Origin of the sequence: Sphingomonas sp. 35-24ZXX (assembly GCF_000786215.1) — a bacterium.
GTDB lineage: Bacteria > Pseudomonadota > Alphaproteobacteria > Sphingomonadales > Sphingomonadaceae > Blastomonas.
Genome location: NZ_JROG01000001.1, coordinates 545,122 through 564,707, shown reverse-complemented (window position 1 = coordinate 564,707; position 19,586 = coordinate 545,122). Strand labels below are relative to the sequence as shown.

The following is a 19,586-nucleotide window of genomic DNA, read 5'->3' as shown; positions in this document are numbered from 1 at the left end:
TCATTTTGCCCCCTCGACGCTGTGGATGCGCCGAGTCGCGCAGGCCATATCATCCGCTGAATGTGTGAGGTGTTATCAAGCGGTAAAAATCTTGCAACACTCGATGTGTCCAGTGGGCATGGCACCCGAACCAATTCGAGAACAAAGCTTTATGCCCATGAATGCTGCGTCGGCGCTCATGGCGGGCCTGCCTGCTCCATTGCTTCGGAAAGGGGCATTTTGCTCGAAGGCTGTTCATCGGGAGCCAGAGTGCATTGAACGCCCCTTGTCGACGTTCGCCTGTGCCTTACACGGCTGGTGCGCGACGGCTCTCCTGCCGGCGACGCAGCCAGATCACGGCCAGGCCGGATGCCCCTGCAGCGGCGCATGCCGTATGGAGCGTCCAGAAGGTGACAATCGGCAATGTCGTGAACCGGCTTGCCAGCGCCGTGCTGGCGATCCCACCCGCGAACATCGCCAGATAGAAGCCTGCCATGGTTGTGGCCACATGCTGGCGGCTAGCCGATCGCCCGAACATTGCCATCGCCGCCGGCAAAACGTTGGCGAGCCCCAGGCTGTTGAGCAGCTGAAAACCCAGCCCCCAACAGACCGGAACGCCGGTCCTGCCGTGCAACAGCGCGGCCATCGCAAGACAGCCGGCGCCAGCTGTGACGAAGACCCCGCCCAGCGCCGCCTTGCCAGCCGCGCTCACCGCGCCCCGGTTTCGCTCGTGGGACCGCCAGACCAGCCCCGATACGGTCAGCGCGACCAGCCCCAGCAGGCCGTCGGCGGCGATCATCCAGCTGGAAGGGAAGCGCCAATCCCCTATCGACCGGATAAAGCCCTGGTCCACCCAGAGCAGATAGGCATTGGTGATCTGCGCGTTGCCGACGGTGATCAGCGCGATGCTGCCGCCCAGGATGGCCAGTGCCAGCAGATCGCCGCCGTCCGGCCGATCGGCGGCATCGGTCGCAGCATCGTGCCGCATCGGAGTTGCAGCTGCAGCACGGAACCGCGCCAGATAGATTGCCAGCCCTGCGACCATGCTGGCGCAGGCCAGGGCAAATCCGGCATGCCAGTGCGCCCGTTCGCCCACGGTCCCGATGATCAGCGGCGCGAGCAGGCCGGCAAGGTTGATGGCGATGTAGAATATGCGGAAGCCTTCGACCCGCGCGTCATCCTGCGGCGCGTACAACGCGCTCAGCTGCGCGGCGGCCGGGCCCTTGAACAGGCCCGAACCCAGGGCAATGGCACCCAGCGCCGGCAGCAGCGCGGTCTCGGCCATCATCAGTGCGTGGCCGGCCGCCATCATGAGCCCGCCGGCAAGGATGGCGCGATGCTGCCCGAGCAAGCGGTCTGCGATCACACCGCCCAGCACCGGCGCCAGTGCTGCCAGCGACACGAACAATCCCGTGACCACCGATGCCAACGCAATCCCCTGGGTACCCGAAAGCTGCGCCAGCTGCGGCAGCAGCCAGATCCCCGCCAGGCTGTCCCGCGCCACCAGCGTTTCGGCGAGATACAGCGCCAGAATGCTCTGCATACCGTAATAGGCAGCGCGTTCGAACCCAACGCTGGTGCACAGGCTGACCAGCCCCTCAGGACCCCGACGTGCCATCAACCGGCCACTTTCACAGCGGGGTGGACGGGCCGCCTACCCACGACTTGCGGACATTGCCGGGCGTATCCCCAAACCACTGGCGGAACGATCGGCCGAAACTCGACATGTCGGTAAAGCCGAGCAGTCGGGCCGTTTCGGACAGCGAGATCGCGGAATCCGCGATCAGCAGCGCTGCCTTGGCCCGGCGCTCTTCCTCCACCAGCCGATGAAAGCCGGTGCCGTGGCGCGCCAGCAGCCGCAACAGCGTCCGGGTCGATGTGTCCAGCTCGATCGCAATCTGCTTGAGCCGGGGCACGCGATGATCGCGCGACAGCATGTCGGCAATCGCGGCGCGGATCCTGGCCACGTCCGCCGGTTCGCCGGTGGTGCTTTCCAGCGCGGCGATCTTGGTCTGCGCGACCGCCCACAGCATCGGATCGTAATCGGGATTGGGAATCGTCTGCCAGTCGGCAGGCAGGCTCAACCGCTCGACGTCGGGCGAATGGCGGATGTTGCACTGAAATGCGGCGAGCACCGGGAGCGCCTGCTCGACGCCGACCAGCCGGGTCTCCACGGTCATCTCCGCCGAGTTGGCGCACGACAGCGCCTCGACGGCCCGGTAGATCAAGGCGAGCCCCGTCATTGCGGAAAACTGGAAGAGCAGCCCCATCGCCCAGGGTGGCGACAGGCTGATGGCGATCCGGCCGTCGGCTTCCTCCAGACGGATAAGAACAAAGGGGTTCTGCGCCGCGATCGCGCGTACCACGGTCTTGAGCGCGCTGCCGAGGTCAGGCGCGTGCAGCAGCGAGAGCACCCCTGTGGTGCCCATCACCGGGCGGGGTGCGGTGAGCATCCGTTCAACCAAGGCAAAGCTGTCGGCGTTGTCGATGATATTGCCGATGATGATGAGATCGTCCGCCAGCGATACCGTGCGAGGCAACGGCCCGGACCCTTGCAGCGACGTGCCGTCGCGCAGCCAGTCGGGCCAGTCCAGCCATTGACCGAAATGCAGCGTCGTGGCGGTGGGAACCTCGATCTGGGTCTTGGCGCCTAGAATGCTGATCGCGAACTCCGCGTCTGCCCGGCCTGCGCCAGCCATGCCGACGCTGGCAGGCGCTGAAGTGTCGAGTTGCCGTCGATCAAATTCAACTGACATAGAAGACTGCCCCAAGCCGGGGATGCCGCCCCGACAGACTTATGCTAACTCAAATGTCATCCCAACAAAAACAAAATGCTACATCGCGCATTTGGTATACTGCACCAAATTGATGGCATCATTTGTCCAGCCTTTGGCGATGAATGACAATGGCCGCTGTGCTCCATGTGCCGCAATATAAGCCCCGACGACGTTCCTGCAGGAACCGGGTGAAGGAGGCTCTGATGGCAATGGTGAGCAGATCGGCATTCACGGCATGGGGTCTGGCTGGCAGCCTCCTGCTCGCAGGATGCGGCGGCAACGCCCCGCCCGAAGCGCCTGCCAGGGATGAGGCCGCGACCGGAACAGACTTCGCCTGGCCCGCCAGCCTCCCCGCCTTTGGCGACGGCTTTCCGAAGCCCGGCGATGCCTGCCGCCGCATCGGGGAATCGCCTGCCACCAGCGATTATCTCGACGACAGCGCGTCGCTGGTGGGCTGCCCGACCGAGGCCGACGCCGAAAAGCTTGGCGGCAAACTGCTGAAAGTGGTCGATGGCGTGACCTTGGTGTCCGTGCCCAACGCCCCCGCCCCGATGCCCGGCGATGGCGACGGCCAGGGCGACGCCAAGGTGGCGGGCACCGACTATGACGCGACCGCGCAACTGCGCTGTGCAGGCTATCGCGGCATGAAGGCGACGATGTGCGATGCCGGGGTCAAGCGCAACACCGAGGACGGGCTCACGCTGGTGTTCATCGACTGGCCCGATGGCGTGAACAGCCGCATGCTCATCTTCGACAAGGCCGGAAAGGCGATCAGCGCCAACACGAACGAGGCAGATGGGTCGGCCAAGTTCCCGGTGGTGGGCAAGCGAGTCGAAGACACTACCATCGTGACCATCGGCCCCGAGCGCTACGAGGTGCCCGACGTCTTCATCAAGGGTGACTGAAGCTTGCAGGACGCCAGCCTGGGGAGGAGGCTCGCATGGACTTCATGAGATTGCTCAAATCGCTGGAAGAGCTTCTCTATGAAGCCATGGTGATGCTGGTGTTCTTCCCGCGCACCTTGTGGCTGACCCTGCGCCATCCGCAACGGATGATGGACTATGCCGATACCGAACTGGGCGATGTCCAGTCAGAACAATATACCGATACGCTCAGCCCGCCCCTGTTCCTGATGGTCTGCCTGCTGGTCAGCCATCTGTTCGAGCGTGCCGCCCCGTCGCAGGCGCAATCGCTGCTGCCGGTGCTGTTGCAGGACACGCAGAACCTGCTGATCTTTCGGGTGTTCATGTTCAGCCTGCTGCCATTAGTCTTGTCGCTGCGGCTGATGCAGCGGCTCAAGATTGCGCTCGACCGCGATACGCTGAAGCCGATCTTCTACAGCCAGTGCTTCATCACGGCACCGTTCGCGATGATGATCGGGCTCGGCACTGCGCTCAGCCATGCCGAGGCAGCCTTTGCGCACGGCCTTGCCAATGCGGTCTTCGTGTCCGGCATCGGCTGGTATCTCGCGCAGCAGACCCTGTGGTTTCGCGCCAAGCTGGCGACCGGATTCGGCTTCGCCTTCGCCAACGCGCTGGGATCGACCCTGGTCGCGGCCATTCTGATCATCGGGGTCGCGACGGCCGTCATATTGGGAACATGAAGGGGGATGCCGGGATGAACGCCGCCAACAAACGACTGGGCATTGCGCTGCTGACCGTTGCGGTCTCGGTCACGCTGACGATGTGGATTGCGACATTGCAAACCCAGTCGACGATGTCGCTGCAGGAGATGGTGACCCGCCATCCGGCCTGGGGCGTGGCGAGCGCCGCCCTGTTCCTGATGCTGGTCACATGGATCATGGGCTGGCGAGACATGGGGTTCAAACGACCCGAGCCGATGTCTTCGCTGGGTCTGCTCTGGCTGCCCGCGCTGTATCTGGTGGTGCTGGGAACTATCGGTGTGCTGACCGGTCGTTTCCACACGGCCGCCATGCTGATGGTCCTGCTCAACACGGCGATGGTGGGGTTCAGCGAAGAACTGGCCTTTCGTGGTGTGCTGTGGGGGGCCGTGCGCAAGACGCTGCCCTTCTGGCCCGGCTTCCTGCTCGTCTCGCTGGCCTTCGGATCGGTGCACATCCTCAACACCCTGATCACCGGCGAGTTCGGGGCTGCAGGCGTCCAGGCCCTCAATGCGTTCATGAGCGGGGTTGCGTATCTGGCAATCCGCATCCGCACCCGCTCGATCATCCCGATCATGGTCATCCACGCTGCGTGGGACTTTGTCGTGTTCATGATTGGCAGCGGAGCGCAAGGCGCGGCGCCGGAACCGGGATTGTGGCAGCAGCAACTTCTCGGCGGCCTCGCGCTGGTCGGGCCATTGTTCATTTACGGCCTCTGGCTGGTCCGCAACGAGCGCGTTCGCGCAGGCTGGCGCGACGACAGCTTCAACGCCCCCTTTTCATCTGCAGGAGAAAAAGCATGAAACACCGTCTGACCCTGGCTGGCACCGCGATGGCCCGGTCTGCAATGGCCCTATCCGCTCTGGCACTCTCTGCCGTGGCCCTCCCTCCGGCCGCGATCGCGCAGGCGCCCATGCCCAAGCCCGAACGCGTCCAGTTTGCCAAGGGGACCTCTTCCAAGGCGATCAAGGGGACGATCAAGGGCAATCAATCACGCCTGTTCGTGGTGAACCTGCGCGCCGGTCAGAAGGTCAGCGTCAAACTGGTCTCCAGCAATGCATCGGCCAATTTCAATGTCACCGCACCCGGTGCCGAGCAGGCGATGTTCATCGGTTCGACGTCGGGCAACGAGTTCAAGGACGTCATCCCATCGTCGGGCGACTACAAGATCGACCTGTACCTGATGCGCAACGCTGCGCGGCGCAACGAGACCGCCAATTTCACCATCACCATCGGCGCAACCAACTGAACACAGTCGGTTCATGCCACCAAATGGCACGATATGCCCAGTGTGTGGCGACAAATGTCAAAAGGCGTGCGGTCCATGATGTGTCAAACTTGTTCAACACTGGGGACTGTCAGAGCAGAGTCGGGAGAGAATAGATGATCAATTTGGCCAAGAATTCAGGGGCAGCACTGCTGTGTGCAGCCCTGATGATGACACCGGTAGGCGCAGCGGCGCAGGCCCCGGGCTCTGTTCGCGATCTTGTCGGCGCAAAGGCTGCAGGCGGCGAAAGCCAGCTGGAATATCGGGGGTTTCACCGCATCTCGGGCCACACAGAGGATGACAGCAAGGTCAACTATTGGTGGAACGGCAACACCAAGGAATGCGTGAAGGCGGTCACCTACAACGGCAACTTCCAGTCGTTGAACAAGACCACCAACGCCGACTGCAACCAGAAGGGCGGGAATGGCGACAAGGCAGCGGCCATCGCCGTCGGGGCGGCCGCGCTGCTGGGCGTTGTGGCGCTCGCCAGCAAGTCGCACCATCGCGGCGAACGCGACTATGACGAGCGCGGCACGGCCGAGTTCGAGCGCGGCCATCGCGACGGCCTCTACAACCAGCCGTTCCACAATTACTCGCGCAGCGACGCCTATTCCAACGGCTATGACTCCGGGGTTCGCGAACGCGCCAGCCAGACCAGCTATCGCGGCGGCTATAACTATGGCGGCGGCAATAGCGGCTATGCCGAGTTCAACGATCTGCAGGGCCAGGAACGCAATTACGCCACCGGGCAGCTGGCCAGCCGCGGCTTCCTGCAGCTGGACAACAAGAAAACCGACCAGGGCCGGTTCATGACCTATTGGCGGGCCTCGTCGCGCCAGTGCCTGATCCTCAATTCGCAGAACGGCTATGTCGTCTCGATCGAGAGCGTGGGGCCGCGCACCTGCCGCGACTGACGCGGGACATCAGCAAGAAAAGGGGGTTACAGGCATGACACTGGCAAGATGGATTCTCGCAGGCGCGCTGGCCGTGGGGCTGACGACACCTGCACCGTCGATCGCACGCGATCATCATCGGCACAGGGACCGGGACCGGGCGACCGGGGCGGCCATCGGACTTGCCATTGTCGGCATTGCGGCGGCGGCATCGAGTTCGCGCCGCAACCGCGAGGGCAATCGCAGCTATTACGATCGTGACTCCTATCGCGGCAACTGGGGCGATACCTACAACGCCGCCAAGAACGTGATCTGCTATCGCAGCCAGCGGCAATGCTACCGCAAGGGCTATTATTCGGCCGAATGGACCAGCCGCGAATTCGGCTATGATCCCTATAACCGGGGGTATTGAGCGATGCAGACCCAATCCTTTCGTATCGGCCTGATCCTGGCAGCCACTGCCTCGATGACCGCACTCGCGGCCTGCTCCGAAGGCCCCGCCCCGGCGGCCCAGGCAGCGGCCACCGAACCCGACAACCAGGTCCACATGGATCTGTCCGTGTCCAAGGCCTATGATGCCGCGATGACCAAGGCCGGGCTGGATACGGGCCAGCGCAACGTCGTCAAGGCCATGGCGCACCAGCAGGCGGTCGCGCTGACCTGCGCGGGCTTCAGCGTCAACAAGGCGCGGTTCGAAGACGAAATGAACATCATCTACTATGACGACAAGGGCAAGATGCTCAATGTCGACTCCGAGGCGCTGCACCTGCGCGAGCGGCAGGTGATGATGGGCTTTGGCATGATGTTCGGCGCGCAGCTGGCCATCGCGGCCAGCGACGAAAAGGCCTTTTGCGAACACGCCGAGGTCGAACGCAATGCGCGCGACGCCAAGCATCTGATCCTGGATCCACCGACCCAGGGTTAATCGCCGCGCGATGGCAGGGAAGCGTCGCCACGGTTCGAGGATATCAGCACAAAGATCGTCAAAAGGGGGGCAGGATATGAGGGCTTTGGCAGCCGAGTTTTTCGGCACGTTCTGGCTGGTCTTCGGCGGCTGCGGCTCGGCCGTGCTGGCCGCCGCCTTTCCGGACCTCGGCATCGGCTTTGCAGGCGTATCGCTCGCCTTCGGCCTGACGGTGCTGACCATGGCCTATGCGGTCGGCGGCATTTCTGGCGGGCATTTCAATCCCGCCGTATCGCTGGGGCTGGCGATCGCCAACCGCTTTGCCTGGAAGCAGCTGCCCACCTATTGGATCGCGCAACTGGCCGGGGCGATCGTCGCCGCGACCGTGCTGTACGCCATCGCATCGGGCCAGCCGGGCTTCGAGCCCGGCGGCTTTGCCTCGAACGGCTTCGGCGCACTGTCGCCCGGCGGCTACGGCATCGGCGCGGCGCTGCTGATAGAAATCGTGCTGACCGCAGGCTTTCTGGTTGTGATTCTCGGCGCGACCTCGAAGGCCGCGCCCGCAGGTTTCGCGCCGATCGCCATCGGCCTGGCGCTGACGCTGATCCATCTCGTGTCGATCCCGGTGACCAATACCTCGGTCAACCCGGCGCGCTCCACCGGGGTCGCGTTTTTTGCGGAGACCGCGGCCCTGCCGCAACTGTGGCTGTTCTGGATCGCCCCTTTGGCCGGCGCAGCGGTCGGCGCGCTCGCCTGGACCTACCTGCTTTCAGCTGACAACCGCCCGGGAACAGCAGCATGATCGGCCAGACGAGGCAAGAGCCTGCCATGAACGATAACCCGAAGCCCACGCCTATGTGGCTGAAGGCGCTGCAGTTCCCGCCGATCCGGCTGGTGTTGCTCGGCTATCTGCTGTTGCAGTGCCTTGGCCACAGCAATTTCTTCATGGAACAGACCAAGGGCGATTGGTTCATGGCGATTGTCGCGGCGGCCGGGATGATTGCGCTCGCGATGTGGATTTATGTCGGCTTTGCCCGTTTCGTCGAGCAGCGCGAAGCCGCCGACCTTGCGCTCGGAGCGATGCCACGCGAGTTGGGGATCGGCATTCTGGTCGGCGCAGGACTTTATACCGCCGGTATGCTGGTGCTGATAGCGCTCGGCGTTACGCGGATCGAAGGGATGAACCGTGTGTCCATCATGCTGCCCGCGATCTCGATGGCACTGAGCTCGGGATTCCTGGAGGAACTGCTGTTTCGCGGCGCGCTTTTTAGGATCGTCGAGGAATGGCTCGGCAGCTGGATATCGGTGGTCATTTCCTCGGTGGTGTTCGGCTTCGTGCATCTGATGAACCCGGCAGCAACTTTGACCGGAGCGATCTTCATCAGCATCGAGGCAGGGCTTCTCCTGGCGGCGGCCTACATGGTCACCCGGCGCCTGTGGCTGGGGATCGGGTTTCACGTGTCCTGGAACTACACCCAATCGGCGGTTTTCGGTGGAGTCGTTTCGGGCGGGGTTGCCGAACCGGGCCTGTTCAAGACGGTGACCGTGGGTCCGGAGCTCCTGACGGGCGGCGGATTCGGGTTCGAAGCCTCGCTCGTCCCCTGTGTTCTGGCGACCACGACCGGCGTGATACTGGCCGGGATGGCGGTGCGGCGCGGCCATGTCGTGCAGCCCTTCTGGAAGCAGACCCGCCTGCCAGGTGCCCCTTCCGCATTGCCGCAATAGGGTTTCGGTTTACACGCCGCGTGCCCCCGGCCTTGCATTCCCGGTGGGGCAGCGTCACACTGTGCGCAGATGACGCAGGATAGGGATCTGGAAACGCTGCTTCTGGGGCCGGTGCTGCCGGATCGCGACTGTGGCGGCTGCACCGTCTGCTGCGTCACGCTGAAGGTCGACACGCCCGAGTTCAGCAAGCCCGCCGGGACCCCCTGCCAGCAGCTGACGCCGCAGGGATGCAGCATTCACGCCGCGCGCCCGCCGATCTGCCGCACCTGGTTCTGCGCATGGCGCAGGGTGGCAGAGCTGCCCGATGAGGCCCGGCCCGATCGCAGCGGACTGCTGGTATCGATCAATTTCGAACGCGCCCCGCGCAACTGCTTCGAAGGGGTGTGCATCAGCGTGCGCACCCTGCCCGGCAGCGATGCCATTGCCAGCGGCATGGCAGCAAAGGTGCTCGACAGCGTGTGCACCCAGCTGGTCGCGGTCTGGTTCAGCGACGGGGCAAAGAAGATGCTGATGCATCCCGAAGACGATGTCGCACGGCTGGTGGTGTCGGGCGATGCGCCGCCCGCGCACCTTGCCGACGAAGTCGCCGCCTGGCGCGAGCGCTATGCGGCCTTTCTGCCGACCACCTGACCCGGTCCCGAAAATGCCCGTATGGCTAACGGTGGACATATGATCTGCTCTGCGTAAAAGAGGCATAGGCGCACAGGCGCAAAACTCTACGGGAGCGGGTATGAGCGGGATTGACCGGAGGCTGTTTGTCGCGGGCGCGGGCGTCGCGCTGATCGGCGCGGCGGCAAAATCGGGCGGTGCGCGCATCACCCTGCCCTTCGGCAACGGCGAGCGCCCGTTGATCACCTTGCCCGGCAAGCGGGAGATGATTCTGCTCACCAGCCGCCCGCCACAGCTGGAAACGCCCTTCCCGGTGTTCAATGATGGCGTGCTGACCCCCAATGACGCCTTCTTCGTGCGCTATCACCTCGCGGGCCTTCCGACCGAGATCGACCCGCGCAGTTTTCGCCTGAACATCGGCGGGCATGTGAACCAGCCCCTAGAGCTGTCGCTCGACGCGCTGCGCCGCGATTTTCCGATGAGCGAAATCGTCGCGGTCAACCAGTGTTCGGGCAACAGCCGCGGGTTCGTCGCGCCGCGCTTGGCCGGTGGGCAGCTCGGCAATGGCGCGATGGGCAATGCGCGCTGGCAGGGCGTGGCGCTCAAGCATCTGCTCGCCAAGGCGGGGATCCGTGCAGGCGCGCGCCAGGTCACCTTCAACGGCCTCGACAACCCGCCCGCCGATGGCGTGGCCGATTTCGTCAAGGCGCTCGATCTCGATCATGCCCAGGATGGCGAGGTCATGGTCGCGTTCGCAATGAACGGAGAGGAGCTGCCCTTCCTCAACGGTTATCCACTGCGGCTGGTCGTGCCGGGGCATTACGGCACCTATTGGGTCAAGCACCTCAACGAAATCAACGTCGTGGACCAGGACTTTGACGGTTACTGGATGAAGACCGCCTATCGCATTCCGGACAATGACTGCCGCTGCGTCGAACCCGGCACCAAGCCAGACAAGACGCGGCCCATCGCACGGTTCAACGTCCGCTCGTTCCTCACCAGCCACACCGATGGCGCTCAGGTGGCAGCAGGCAAGACGACCGAACTGCGCGGCATCGCCTTTGCGGGCGGCGATCCCGTGAAGCGGGTATGGGTCTCGCCCGACGATGGGCGCAGCTGGCAGGAAGCGAAGCTGGGCGAGGATCTGGGCCGCTATTCGTTCCGCGAGTGGAAGATGGGCCTGACCCTCGCCAAGGGCCGCCACCCGGTCCGGGTCCGCGCAGAGACAGCAGCGGGCGAAGTCCAGCCGCTGGCGGCCAGCTGGCAACCGGCGGGCTATATGCGCAACGTGTCTGAAACGACGATGCTGGAGGCGGTGTGATGCGCAGCAAGGGATTGATCATCGGCCTTGGTCTTCTCGCCCTGGCGGCAGGCGGCGCCGCGCTTACGCTCTTCCCTCGAGGCGGCGATGGCCCTGCCCCGGTCGCCATGAGCATGGAACCAGTCAGCTATCAGATGCCCGAAGAGACTGTGCCTGCCGCTTTGGCCGATGCCGGAGCGGAAGCAGTGGTGAACAACTGCTCGGCCTGCCACTCGCTCGAATACATCACCACCCAGCCGCCCGGCATGGGGGAGAAATTCTGGCACGATGAAGTGACCAAGATGGTCAAGGTCTATGGCGCGCCGATCGAGCCCGATCAGGCCGAGGCGATCGCCGAGATCCTGGCCGACCGTTTCGGCTAGGCGATCAGCATCACCGCCGCGAACGAGGCGATCAGGCTCACCAAGGTCGCGATTACCACGGGGATGGCCGGTCGGATGCCGGTCTGCATCAGCAGGTCGAGCCGGCTGCGCATCGCGGTTGCGATCACCGCGATCAGCAGCAACCCCTTGGAAACGCTGAGCGCGGCATCGCGGATCGGCATCGGGATGCTGACCAGCGAGTTGAGCAGCACCACACCGAAGAACGCGACGATGAACCAGGGCAGCGCCAGCCGTTTCCATAGTGGATCGCCCTCCACCGTGTTCGCGCCACCGATCACCAGCCCGGTGATGATGACAACCGGCGCGAGCATCGCCACGCGCGACAGCTTGACGATCGCGGCATAGCTCCCGGCCTCCTCGGAAAACGCGTAACCGCCGCCGATGGCCTGCGCGACGTCATGGATCGACGCACCGATCAGAAAGCCCGCCTGCTCGTCGGTGAGGTCGAGATATTCGGCGAGGATCGGGTAGAGCGACATCGCCAGCGCACTCGCCAACGACACCACGACCAGCGTGATCGCGAACTGCGACTGGTTGACCCGCTCGCGCCCGATGATGCCATAGAGCGCCATCGCCGCGCTCGCGCCGCAGATGGCAGTCGCGCCGCCCGCCAATATGCCGGTGTAGCTTGATTGCCCCACCAGCCGCGCGCCGACGATCCCCGACAGGAAGGTCACTGTCATGATCGCCGCCAGCGCCGCAAACGGTTCCACGCCCAGCGAGCCGATCTGCGCAAAGGTCACCTGCAGGCCCAGCAATACGACACCAAAGCGCAAACAGGTGCGCGAGGCGAAATCGAGCCCCATGTGGCTGCGCGGATCCTTGGCGACAAAGCTCAGCGACAAGCCGATCAGCAGGCCCAGCAGGATGATCGGGAACATGTAATGTTCGGACAACCACGCCGCCGCGCCCGCCGCGATCGCGCAGATGGCCAGCCCCTGGAACACGGTGTCGCGCGGCTTGGGGGCATCAGGTTCGGCGTCGGACGCGGGCTTCGGGGCGACCTCGGCGAGGTACATCTCGCCAAAAAGGTCGCCGGCTGCGGGCAGCGAATCCCAGTCAATCTCTTGCCGTTTCACGCGTGCCTCCACCCAATCGGCCCGAAAGTATGTCCTTCGGTGTCATATAACGCTTTTCTTACGCACGCGAGCGGCTATCGTGCAAGCAAGAAGCGGCGCATAACGGCCCGGACGGGGAGGAATTTGCAATGAACGAGGCCCAAAAACAAATGGCGCAGCAGGGCGTGGCACGCGGCGCGGCGATCGCATTGGTGGCGCTGCTGTTCCTGGGCAACGCGCTCAATTATGTCGACCGGCAGGTGCTGGCGCTGCTCAAGCCCACGCTGGAGGCCGAATTCGGCTGGTCGGACGCAGAATACGCGCACCTCGGCTCCTCCTTCCAGATCGCGGCAGCCGGCACTTTGCTATTTGTCGGCTGGTTCGTCGATCGCCTGGGCGTTCGTGTCGCCTATTCGATCGCGGTCGTCGTGTGGAGCGCGGCGGGCATGGCGCATGCCCTCGCGCAGACGGTGCAGCAGTTCGTCGCCGCGCGCATCGTGCTGGCAGCGGGCGAATCGGTGAGCACGCCGGCGGGCCTCAAGGCCGCCGCGATGTATCTGCCGGTCAAGGAACGCAATTTCGCCATCGGCTTGATCAACACCGCGCCCAATATCGGCGCGATCATCACCCCGCTGCTGATCCCGCCGTTCGCGTTGGCCTTTGGCTGGCAGGCGGCGTTCTGGGTCACAGGCGCCTTGGGCTTCGTCTGGCTCGCCGGCTGGTGGTACGGCACCCGCAACTTGAAGCCGCTGGGCGACCTGCCGGAACGTGCGCGCGTGCCATGGGGCGTGCTGCTGGCCGACCGCAAGACCTGGACCGTGATCGGCGCGAAATTCTGCATCGATGCGGTGTGGTGGTTCGTGCTGTTCTGGATGCCCGATTTCTTCAACCGGCAGTTCAACATGGCGCAGGGCGAGCTGGGCTGGCCGATCGCGATCATCTTCACCCTGGCGGCGCTGGGCGCGATCACCTCTGGCGGGCTGTATCCGATCCTGCTCAGCCGCGGCATGACCGTCAACGCCGCGCGCAAGACCTCGATGCTGTTTTACGCGCTCGTCGTACTGGCGATGCCGCTGGCGCTGACCACCGGCAATCCGTGGATCGCGGCGGTGCTGATCGGCCTGGGGCTGTTCGCGCATCAGGGCTTTTCGACCAACGTCTTCGGCATGACCGCCGACATCATCCCCGCCACCCGTGTCGCCAGCGTGATCGCGCTGGGCGCGGTCGCAGGCAACCTCTCGGGCACCGCGATCATCGAGTTCGCCGGCTATTCGCTGGGCAGCGGCATGGGCTATGTGCCGCTGTTCGCAATCTGCGGCAGCGCGTATCTGGTGGCGCTGGCGTTCATCCAGCTGATGATCCCGAAGCTGAAGCTGGCGGCCGACTGAGCGCAAGAGGCCGATCGTGGCAACCGGCTCTGGACCTGATCAGTCCAGCGTCTGACCGATCTGATAGATCTCATAGACCGGCCCGGAGAGCGTCTGCGTTCCCGAGCCGGTCAAGGTCAGCGCGTTGAGCCAGGAATAGCGCGCATCGCCACATTCTAGGCGCGCGCTGATCAGCAGATTATAGTCGGCCGGATCGAGCAGCTGCCCCTTGTGAAACCGCGCCATCGCGTCCCCCCTGCCCCGCATCGAACCCTGATAGTTCAGATAGATCGGCACATCATCGGCGGTGGTCAGCGTCAGCCGCACATCGATCAGCAGCGAACCATCGGGCTGGATGACGAACCAGTCGGCGCCCGAATCCACCGTTCCGTGCAATCGCGCTCCGTCGAATGTGCCGCCGGTGACCATGGCAATGCCCCGATGGCCAGAGGCGATGATACCGACCCGCTTAGTCCGGCCGAAATCGACATCAAGCCGGAGCGTCATGAGATGGGTGTGGGCAAGGTTTTTCATTGAAGCAGCGCTAGCATCCGGCCATCGTCTGGCAAAGATCGAAAGCCAGGGGAGCTACTATGGACATTATCGCGCGGCGGCCGAGGCCATCGGTGCAAGAGGTTTACGAGACCGACAGCAACCGCGCGCCCGATGTCTTGCGGATGGAATCGCCGCCCGAGGGCCAGTCGCTCGATGATGTCAGCGTGGAACGCTATTTCTCGCCCGAATGGCACGCGCGCGAGGTGGAGAAAGTCTGGCGCAAATGCTGGCAGCTGGCCTGCCGCGTCGAGGATATTCCCGAGGCCGGCGACCAGCTGGTCTATGACATTGTCGATGATTCCGTGCTGCTGGTGCGCACGGCCGAAGGGGACATCAAGGCCTATATCAACGCCTGTCTGCACCGGGGCACGATGCTGCGCACCGACAGCGGCAACGCCAAGCAGATCCGCTGTCCCTTTCATGGCTGGACCTGGTCGCTCGACGGCAAGCTCAAGGTGTTGCCGGGGCAATGGGATTTCCCGCAGGTCGACAAGGACAAGTTCTGCCTGCCGCAGGCCAAGGTCGGCATCTGGGCCGGGTTTGTGTTCATCAACCTTGACCCCGATGCCGAGCCGTTCGAGGAATATCTCGAGATCCTGCCCAGCCATTTCGAAGGCTTCGCGCTGGAGGACCGCTACAAGGCGGTGCATGTCGCCAAGGTGATGCCGTGCAACTGGAAGCTGGGCATGGAGGCGTTCATCGAGGCCTATCACGTCCCCGTCGCTCACCCGCAGGTGGTCAACTATTACGGCGACAGCAACACCCAGTACGATGTCTGGCCTGGCGTCCGCCACGTCAGCCGCATGATCAGCGTCCAGGGCCTGCCCAGCCCGTCGGTCGTCGGCATCAGCGATGACAAGGTGATCGAGGACATGCGCCGCGACGTGCCATTCTTTGCGGGCAAGCCGATCGAGATGGGCGAAGGCGAGACCGCGCGGGCAAAGCTGGCGCAGCGTGCGCGCGAAAAGATCGGCAAGGCGGTCAACAAGGACATGAGCGATCTGTCCGACGCGGAATCGCTCGATCTCATCGAATATCTGCTGTTCCCCAACATGGTGCCCTGGGGCGGACAATCGCTGCCCATCGTCTATCGCTTCCGCCCCAATGGCAACGATCCCGACAGCCATATCATGGAAATCATGTATCTTTTCGCGAAGGGCCCGGATGGATCGCACCCACCCGCCGCGCCGATGAAGATGCTGGAGCCGCACCAGAACTGGGCTGACGCGCCCGAACTGGGGTCCGCTGCGATGGTGGCGGACCAGGACACCGACAATCTGATGCGCATCCAGAAAGGCCTCAAGGCCTCGCGCAAACCGGGCGTCACGCTCGCCCGCTATCAGGAAAGCCGAATCCGCCATTTCCACGCAACGCTGGATGCGTATCTGGCGAAGGAGTGAGGGCAAGACCTTGTCGTCCAACGCGTGATGCTGAACGCGCTTGAGCATCTATCGCGCCGGATAAGCCGATGGCGCGGGGGGATGGATGGACCCTGAAGCAAGTTCAGGGTGACGACGGGTCCTGGCGGTCCGCTTTGGAGGCTTGAATGGCAGGACTTGGGTGGTTAGCTGCCATCTCCGTCTAGCAAATCGCTCCCATAATTTCATTCTACAGGACTTGAGGCTACTTCGATTGAAATCACGCGGTCCACGATGATTTCTGATGCGTAGCTGCCCAAATGACCATACCCTCCGGGTTCTCCGGAATAACGTGTCTTTCTACCAATAAACGATATGTGATAGCTCTTGCCGTTGGACTCGTCGAATAGACGAGGTGTAAGCCATATATCGCCCTTCGCTTCGTTACATTCTTTTTGATCCACTTCGTTTGGGCAGAACACCGAATGTTCGTATTGGTTCAACCAACGACCATGCCAGACCTTTGCGGGTTCCATGAAGACGCACTGATCGGTGGGCAGCATTGTGTTTACGGTCTCACCATCGACCATCTTTTCTCGCATGCAAGGCACATCTCCACCATCAGCCGCGCTACGTGACAAAGCTATCTGCTGATCTATCGGGTTAATGTAAGCCATATACGGGATATCGCCGTATGGCCTTATGTCAAATACAGGGACTTCCTCGTCCGAAACACCCATCTTTGACTCGGGCTCCACTCCGCGACTGTCTGGCCTGCATCCAGCTAGGAAGACGATAGCGACGAGGTAAGGCAGGCTTCTCACTCAGCTATGCTACATTCGATTGAAAGTCCGAACAATACAGACGTCATTGAAATGTCCGTTTTGGGGTCGCTTCCAGAACGGCAAGTTTTTTCCAGAAAGAACCCAAAGCTGCCCCTCCTCCGCGACCTGAGCTCGGCGAAGGCGCAACCTTTGAGGTCGCAGGTATGTGCCTAAGTTCATCGCGTCTTCGCGGCTTCGCGTGAACCAGACATTCTCACGCGAAGCCGCGAAGACACGAAGATCGGGTACGCCAATTGCCGCTGCGGCAGTTGACCCCTGGGTTCCGGCTGTCTCCGGAGCGCGGCGGCGCTTTGGGGCTGGCGTTCGCGCGAGGCCTTCGACAGTCTTAGGCTGAGAGGGTGTGTGGGGGCGCGCGCATTCCAAATCGTCCCCTGCAAGCGGCGGTGGCAGGCGTAGCCAGGCGAAGGGGTGTCGCCCTCCCGCCGAAGAGGGCACCCCTCCACCACTGCGTGGTCCCCATCCCCGTTCCAGGGAGGATACAAGACAGGAAAAAGGGCCCCGGACTTGATGCCCGGAGCCCCGTTTTCTGCCCTGCGACCCGAAGGGCTTATGGTATTCCTGGGTCCGCCTCAGCGCAGGCGTGCGCGCAGGCTGACGCCGAAATAGCGGTCCGCATCGCGCGGGATCTGCAGGCGCTGGCCGGCGCTCACGTTGAGCAGCGCATAGGCCTTGTCGGTGATGTTGCGCGCCAGGAAGCTGATGCGGTAGTTGTCTTCCGGATCCGAGAAACCGATCGAGCCGTTCCAGATGCCATAGGCGGCGATCGGGCCGGTTTCGCCAAGGTCGGAGAACTGACGGCTGACGTGGCGGAAGTCGGTGTCGAAATAGACCTTCACCGGGCCCAGGTCACGCTCGTAGCTGGTGCCGATGGTCCAGGTGAACTTCGGCGCCAGCGGCAGCTGGGTGCCGTTGCGGGCATCCGGCGCGTTGGTGGCGGGGTTGGGGTTGAAGCGCTTCACCGTGGCGTCCGCATAAGCGCCGCTCGCACGCAGCGTCCAGCCATCGACCGGCACCGCGAGCAGATCGATTTCAAAGCCTTCGCTCTTCACCGATCCGGCGTTGGTCAGGTTCGAAACGACCGCGCCGTTCAAGAGCACGAAGTTGTTCGCCTGGAAGCCGTCATAGGTGACGGTGAAGGCGGACGCGTTGAGCTGCAGGCGGTTGTCGAGGAACTGCGACTTGATGCCGATTTCGAACGCGTCGGAGGTTTCCTCGTCGATCGGGATCGCGTTGGTCGGCGCGGTGTGGTTGAAGAACACGTTGAATGCCGGGCCCTTGTAGCCGCGGGTGTAGCTGCCGTAGAGCATCACGTCTTCGGATGGCTTGAACTGCAGCGCGGCGCGGCCCGAAAGGTTGCCGTTGCTGCTGGAGCCTGCCGACACGTTGGTGCCATTGCCGCCCGAGGCGATCGTGCCGCCCGCAGGGGCGCCCGAAACGCCGGGGCCGGTGGCCGGAAGACCCGTCGTCGCGTTCACGCCCGGCGCGCGGGTGTGGACGAAGTCGAGTTCATCCCAGGTGTAGCGCAGGCCGCCGATCAGCGCGAGCTGCTCGGTCAGGCGGTAGGTGGCCTGGCCGAAGATCGCATAGTTGCGCGATTCCACCTGGCTGAACGAGGTCGCGGTCGGGAACAGCGTGTTGGTGCGGTCATTCACGTTGCACGGACGGCCACCGGTGATCGGATCGATCGGCAGGGTGGACGTGTTGCAGGTGATGTTGCGACGCGTGAAGTCCTGCTCGTTGTCGCTGCCCCACAGGAAACCGCCGATCTGGTAGAAGAACGGCTTGGACTGGTCGGAGGCCAGACGCACTTCGAGCGAAAGCTGCTCGGTGCGGACAGCGCCATTGTCGTGCAGCTCGCCGGTGCCGACGATCGCGCGCGGCAGGAAGTCGCCTTCGCGAATCTCGATGTTTTCCCAGTTGCGATAACCGGCAACCACGCTCAGCACATGGTCGGTCAGCACGTCGAAATCGCCCGAAGCGGTCAGGCTCCACTGCTTGTCGCGCGTCTGGGTAACGAGGTTGTGGTTGACGAAGCGCTGGTTGACACCGCGCGCCACGCCGCCGGGCAGGCCGAGCTCGCGATCGAGCACCGCGCCGCGGCTGACGCCGGTGACATCGGCGCAGCAATCATCGTCCGCCTCGAAATAGTCGGCGATGAAGCGGAAGCGCGAACCGCCGCTGTCATAGTCGAGGATCGCACGCGCACCATAATGCTCGTAGCCGTTGATCGTGTTGCGACGGCCGCCGTTGATGTTGGTGATGTTGCCATCGAACGTGCCGTAGAAGCCGGTGACGCGGCCGGTCAGGCCCTCGGCCAGCGGACCGGAAAGCGAAGCGCGCAGGCGGTATTCTTCGCCCTCGAAGAACTCGGCGCGGGCTTCGGCCTCGAGCGTGTCGGTACCACCCTTGGAGATGATGTTGACGAGACCGGCCGATGCGTTCTTGCCGAACAATGTGCCCTGGGGTCCGCGCAGCACTTCAAGCCGCTCGGCATCGACCAGATCCATGAACGCCTGGCCCGAACGGCTGAGCACGACGCCATCGACCACGGTCGAGACGCTGGGTTCTGCGGCGATCGAGAAGGTAATCGTGCCGACGCCGCGCATCACGATGGCGCTGTTGGCGCTGGTCGTGCCCTTGCGGAACGAGACCGACGGAACCAGCTGGGTCAGCCCTTCCAGGCTGGTCACGCCGGTGGTTTCAAGCCGGTCCGCGGTGATCGCGGTGATCGAGATCGGAACGTCCTGAACGTTCTCGGCGACCTTCTGTGCGGTGACGACGATTTCGGTGATGCCGCCGGTGGTGTCTTCAGCGGCTTCCTGCGCATGGGCAGGCATCGCGAAGCCCAGCGAGAGGGCGGTGGCGGACAGCGCCAGAGCGCGAACGGACGGATATTTGGTGAGCTTCATGGTACCTCTCCCTGC

The 19,586-nt window shown here is 63.6% G+C and carries 20 protein-coding genes; 14 read left to right on the top strand and 6 right to left on the bottom strand.

All coding sequences use genetic code 11. From position 1 onward, the window contains the following. Positions 1-286: 286 nt before the first annotated feature. Positions 287-1,597, bottom strand: a complete 1,311-nt coding sequence (locus tag LI72_RS02575; RefSeq protein WP_052129415.1) for a POT-type proton-dependent oligopeptide transporter — start codon at positions 1,595-1,597, stop codon at positions 287-289. A 13-nt stretch (positions 1,598-1,610) separates the two neighbouring features. Next, a complete protein-coding gene (locus LI72_RS18850; RefSeq protein WP_081984541.1) occupies positions 1,611-2,735 on the bottom strand; it encodes a helix-turn-helix transcriptional regulator in 1,125 nt (374 codons plus the stop codon). A 224-nt stretch (positions 2,736-2,959) separates the two neighbouring features. Here LI72_RS18850 and LI72_RS02565 point away from each other — a divergent pair, with 224 nt between their 5' ends. The 12 genes from LI72_RS02565 to sorB all read left to right on the top strand — a co-directional run bounded on the left by LI72_RS02565 (position 2,960) and on the right by sorB (position 11,458). Next, positions 2,960-3,661: a hypothetical protein gene (locus LI72_RS02565; protein WP_156139443.1), complete on the top strand. Its 702-nt coding sequence runs from the start codon at positions 2,960-2,962 to the stop codon at positions 3,659-3,661. Positions 3,662-3,696: 35 nt separating this feature from the next. Next, positions 3,697-4,359, top strand: a complete 663-nt coding sequence (locus tag LI72_RS02560; protein WP_033924234.1) for a hypothetical protein — start codon at positions 3,697-3,699, stop codon at positions 4,357-4,359. Between the two features lie 14 nt (positions 4,360-4,373). After that, positions 4,374-5,180, top strand: coding sequence for a CPBP family intramembrane glutamic endopeptidase (locus LI72_RS02555; RefSeq protein WP_197051776.1), 807 nt, complete (start codon positions 4,374-4,376; stop codon positions 5,178-5,180). Further along, positions 5,177-5,626 (top strand): hypothetical protein, encoded by a 450-nt coding sequence (locus tag LI72_RS02550; RefSeq protein WP_052129413.1) that lies wholly within the window; start codon positions 5,177-5,179, stop codon positions 5,624-5,626. Before LI72_RS02555 ends, LI72_RS02550 begins: the two co-directional genes overlap by 4 nt. A gap of 134 nt (positions 5,627-5,760) precedes the next feature. Continuing rightward, positions 5,761-6,558, top strand: coding sequence for a hypothetical protein (locus LI72_RS02545; protein WP_052129412.1), 798 nt, complete (start codon positions 5,761-5,763; stop codon positions 6,556-6,558). Positions 6,559-6,592: 34 nt separating this feature from the next. After that, complete coding sequence (locus LI72_RS02540; RefSeq protein ID WP_033924232.1) at positions 6,593-6,949, top strand: hypothetical protein; 357 nt, start codon at positions 6,593-6,595, stop codon at positions 6,947-6,949. 3 nt (positions 6,950-6,952) lie between these two features. Next, positions 6,953-7,462 (top strand): hypothetical protein, encoded by a 510-nt coding sequence (locus tag LI72_RS02535; RefSeq protein ID WP_052129411.1) that lies wholly within the window; start codon positions 6,953-6,955, stop codon positions 7,460-7,462. A gap of 76 nt (positions 7,463-7,538) precedes the next feature. Continuing rightward, a complete protein-coding gene (gene aqpZ, locus LI72_RS02530) occupies positions 7,539-8,243 on the top strand; it encodes an aquaporin Z (protein WP_033924231.1) in 705 nt (234 codons plus the stop codon). A gap of 26 nt (positions 8,244-8,269) precedes the next feature. Beyond that, positions 8,270-9,166: a CPBP family intramembrane glutamic endopeptidase gene (locus tag LI72_RS02525; protein WP_052129448.1), complete on the top strand. Its 897-nt coding sequence runs from the start codon at positions 8,270-8,272 to the stop codon at positions 9,164-9,166. 69 nt (positions 9,167-9,235) lie between these two features. Then, a complete protein-coding gene (locus tag LI72_RS02520; RefSeq protein WP_033924230.1) occupies positions 9,236-9,796 on the top strand; it encodes a hypothetical protein in 561 nt (186 codons plus the stop codon). 100 nt (positions 9,797-9,896) lie between these two features. Then, a complete protein-coding gene (sorA, locus tag LI72_RS02515; protein ID WP_033924229.1) occupies positions 9,897-11,096 on the top strand; it encodes a SorA family sulfite dehydrogenase catalytic subunit in 1,200 nt (399 codons plus the stop codon). Continuing rightward, the gene (gene sorB / locus LI72_RS02510; RefSeq protein ID WP_033924228.1) at positions 11,096-11,458 is read left to right on the top strand and encodes a SorB family sulfite dehydrogenase c-type cytochrome subunit; all 363 of its coding nucleotides are present in this window, start codon (positions 11,096-11,098) and stop codon (positions 11,456-11,458) included. The genes sorA and sorB overlap by 1 nt, the downstream gene beginning before the upstream one ends. Here the strand turns inward: sorB and LI72_RS02505 are convergent. Further along, positions 11,455-12,558: a YeiH family protein gene (locus tag LI72_RS02505; protein ID WP_081984539.1), complete on the bottom strand. Its 1,104-nt coding sequence runs from the start codon at positions 12,556-12,558 to the stop codon at positions 11,455-11,457. The genes sorB and LI72_RS02505 overlap by 4 nt on opposite strands. Before the next feature lie 128 nt (positions 12,559-12,686). On the opposite strand from LI72_RS02505, the gene LI72_RS02500 reads away from it, so the two are divergent. After that, positions 12,687-13,925 carry an MFS transporter gene (locus LI72_RS02500; RefSeq protein ID WP_033924227.1) on the top strand — a complete coding sequence of 413 codons (1,239 nt, stop codon included), beginning with the start codon at positions 12,687-12,689 and terminating at the stop codon, positions 13,923-13,925. Positions 13,926-13,964: 39 nt separating this feature from the next. On the opposite strand, the gene LI72_RS02495 is transcribed toward LI72_RS02500, so the two are convergent. After that, entirely contained in the window at positions 13,965-14,438 is a 474-nt protein-coding gene (locus LI72_RS02495) for a DUF3237 domain-containing protein (RefSeq protein WP_081984537.1), read from the bottom strand. Between the two features lie 59 nt (positions 14,439-14,497). Here LI72_RS02495 and LI72_RS02490 point away from each other — a divergent pair, with 59 nt between their 5' ends. After that, the gene (locus tag LI72_RS02490) at positions 14,498-15,859 is read left to right on the top strand and encodes an aromatic ring-hydroxylating oxygenase subunit alpha (RefSeq protein ID WP_033924226.1); all 1,362 of its coding nucleotides are present in this window, start codon (positions 14,498-14,500) and stop codon (positions 15,857-15,859) included. 203 nt (positions 15,860-16,062) lie between these two features. Here the strand turns inward: LI72_RS02490 and LI72_RS19895 are convergent, their stop codons facing one another. After that, the gene (locus tag LI72_RS19895) at positions 16,063-16,557 is read right to left on the bottom strand and encodes a hypothetical protein (protein ID WP_156139442.1); all 495 of its coding nucleotides are present in this window, start codon (positions 16,555-16,557) and stop codon (positions 16,063-16,065) included. 674 nt (positions 16,558-17,231) lie between these two features. Next, positions 17,232-19,571 (bottom strand): TonB-dependent receptor, encoded by a 2,340-nt coding sequence (locus LI72_RS02485; protein ID WP_033924225.1) that lies wholly within the window; start codon positions 19,569-19,571, stop codon positions 17,232-17,234. Between the last annotated feature and the right edge of the window lie 15 nt (positions 19,572-19,586).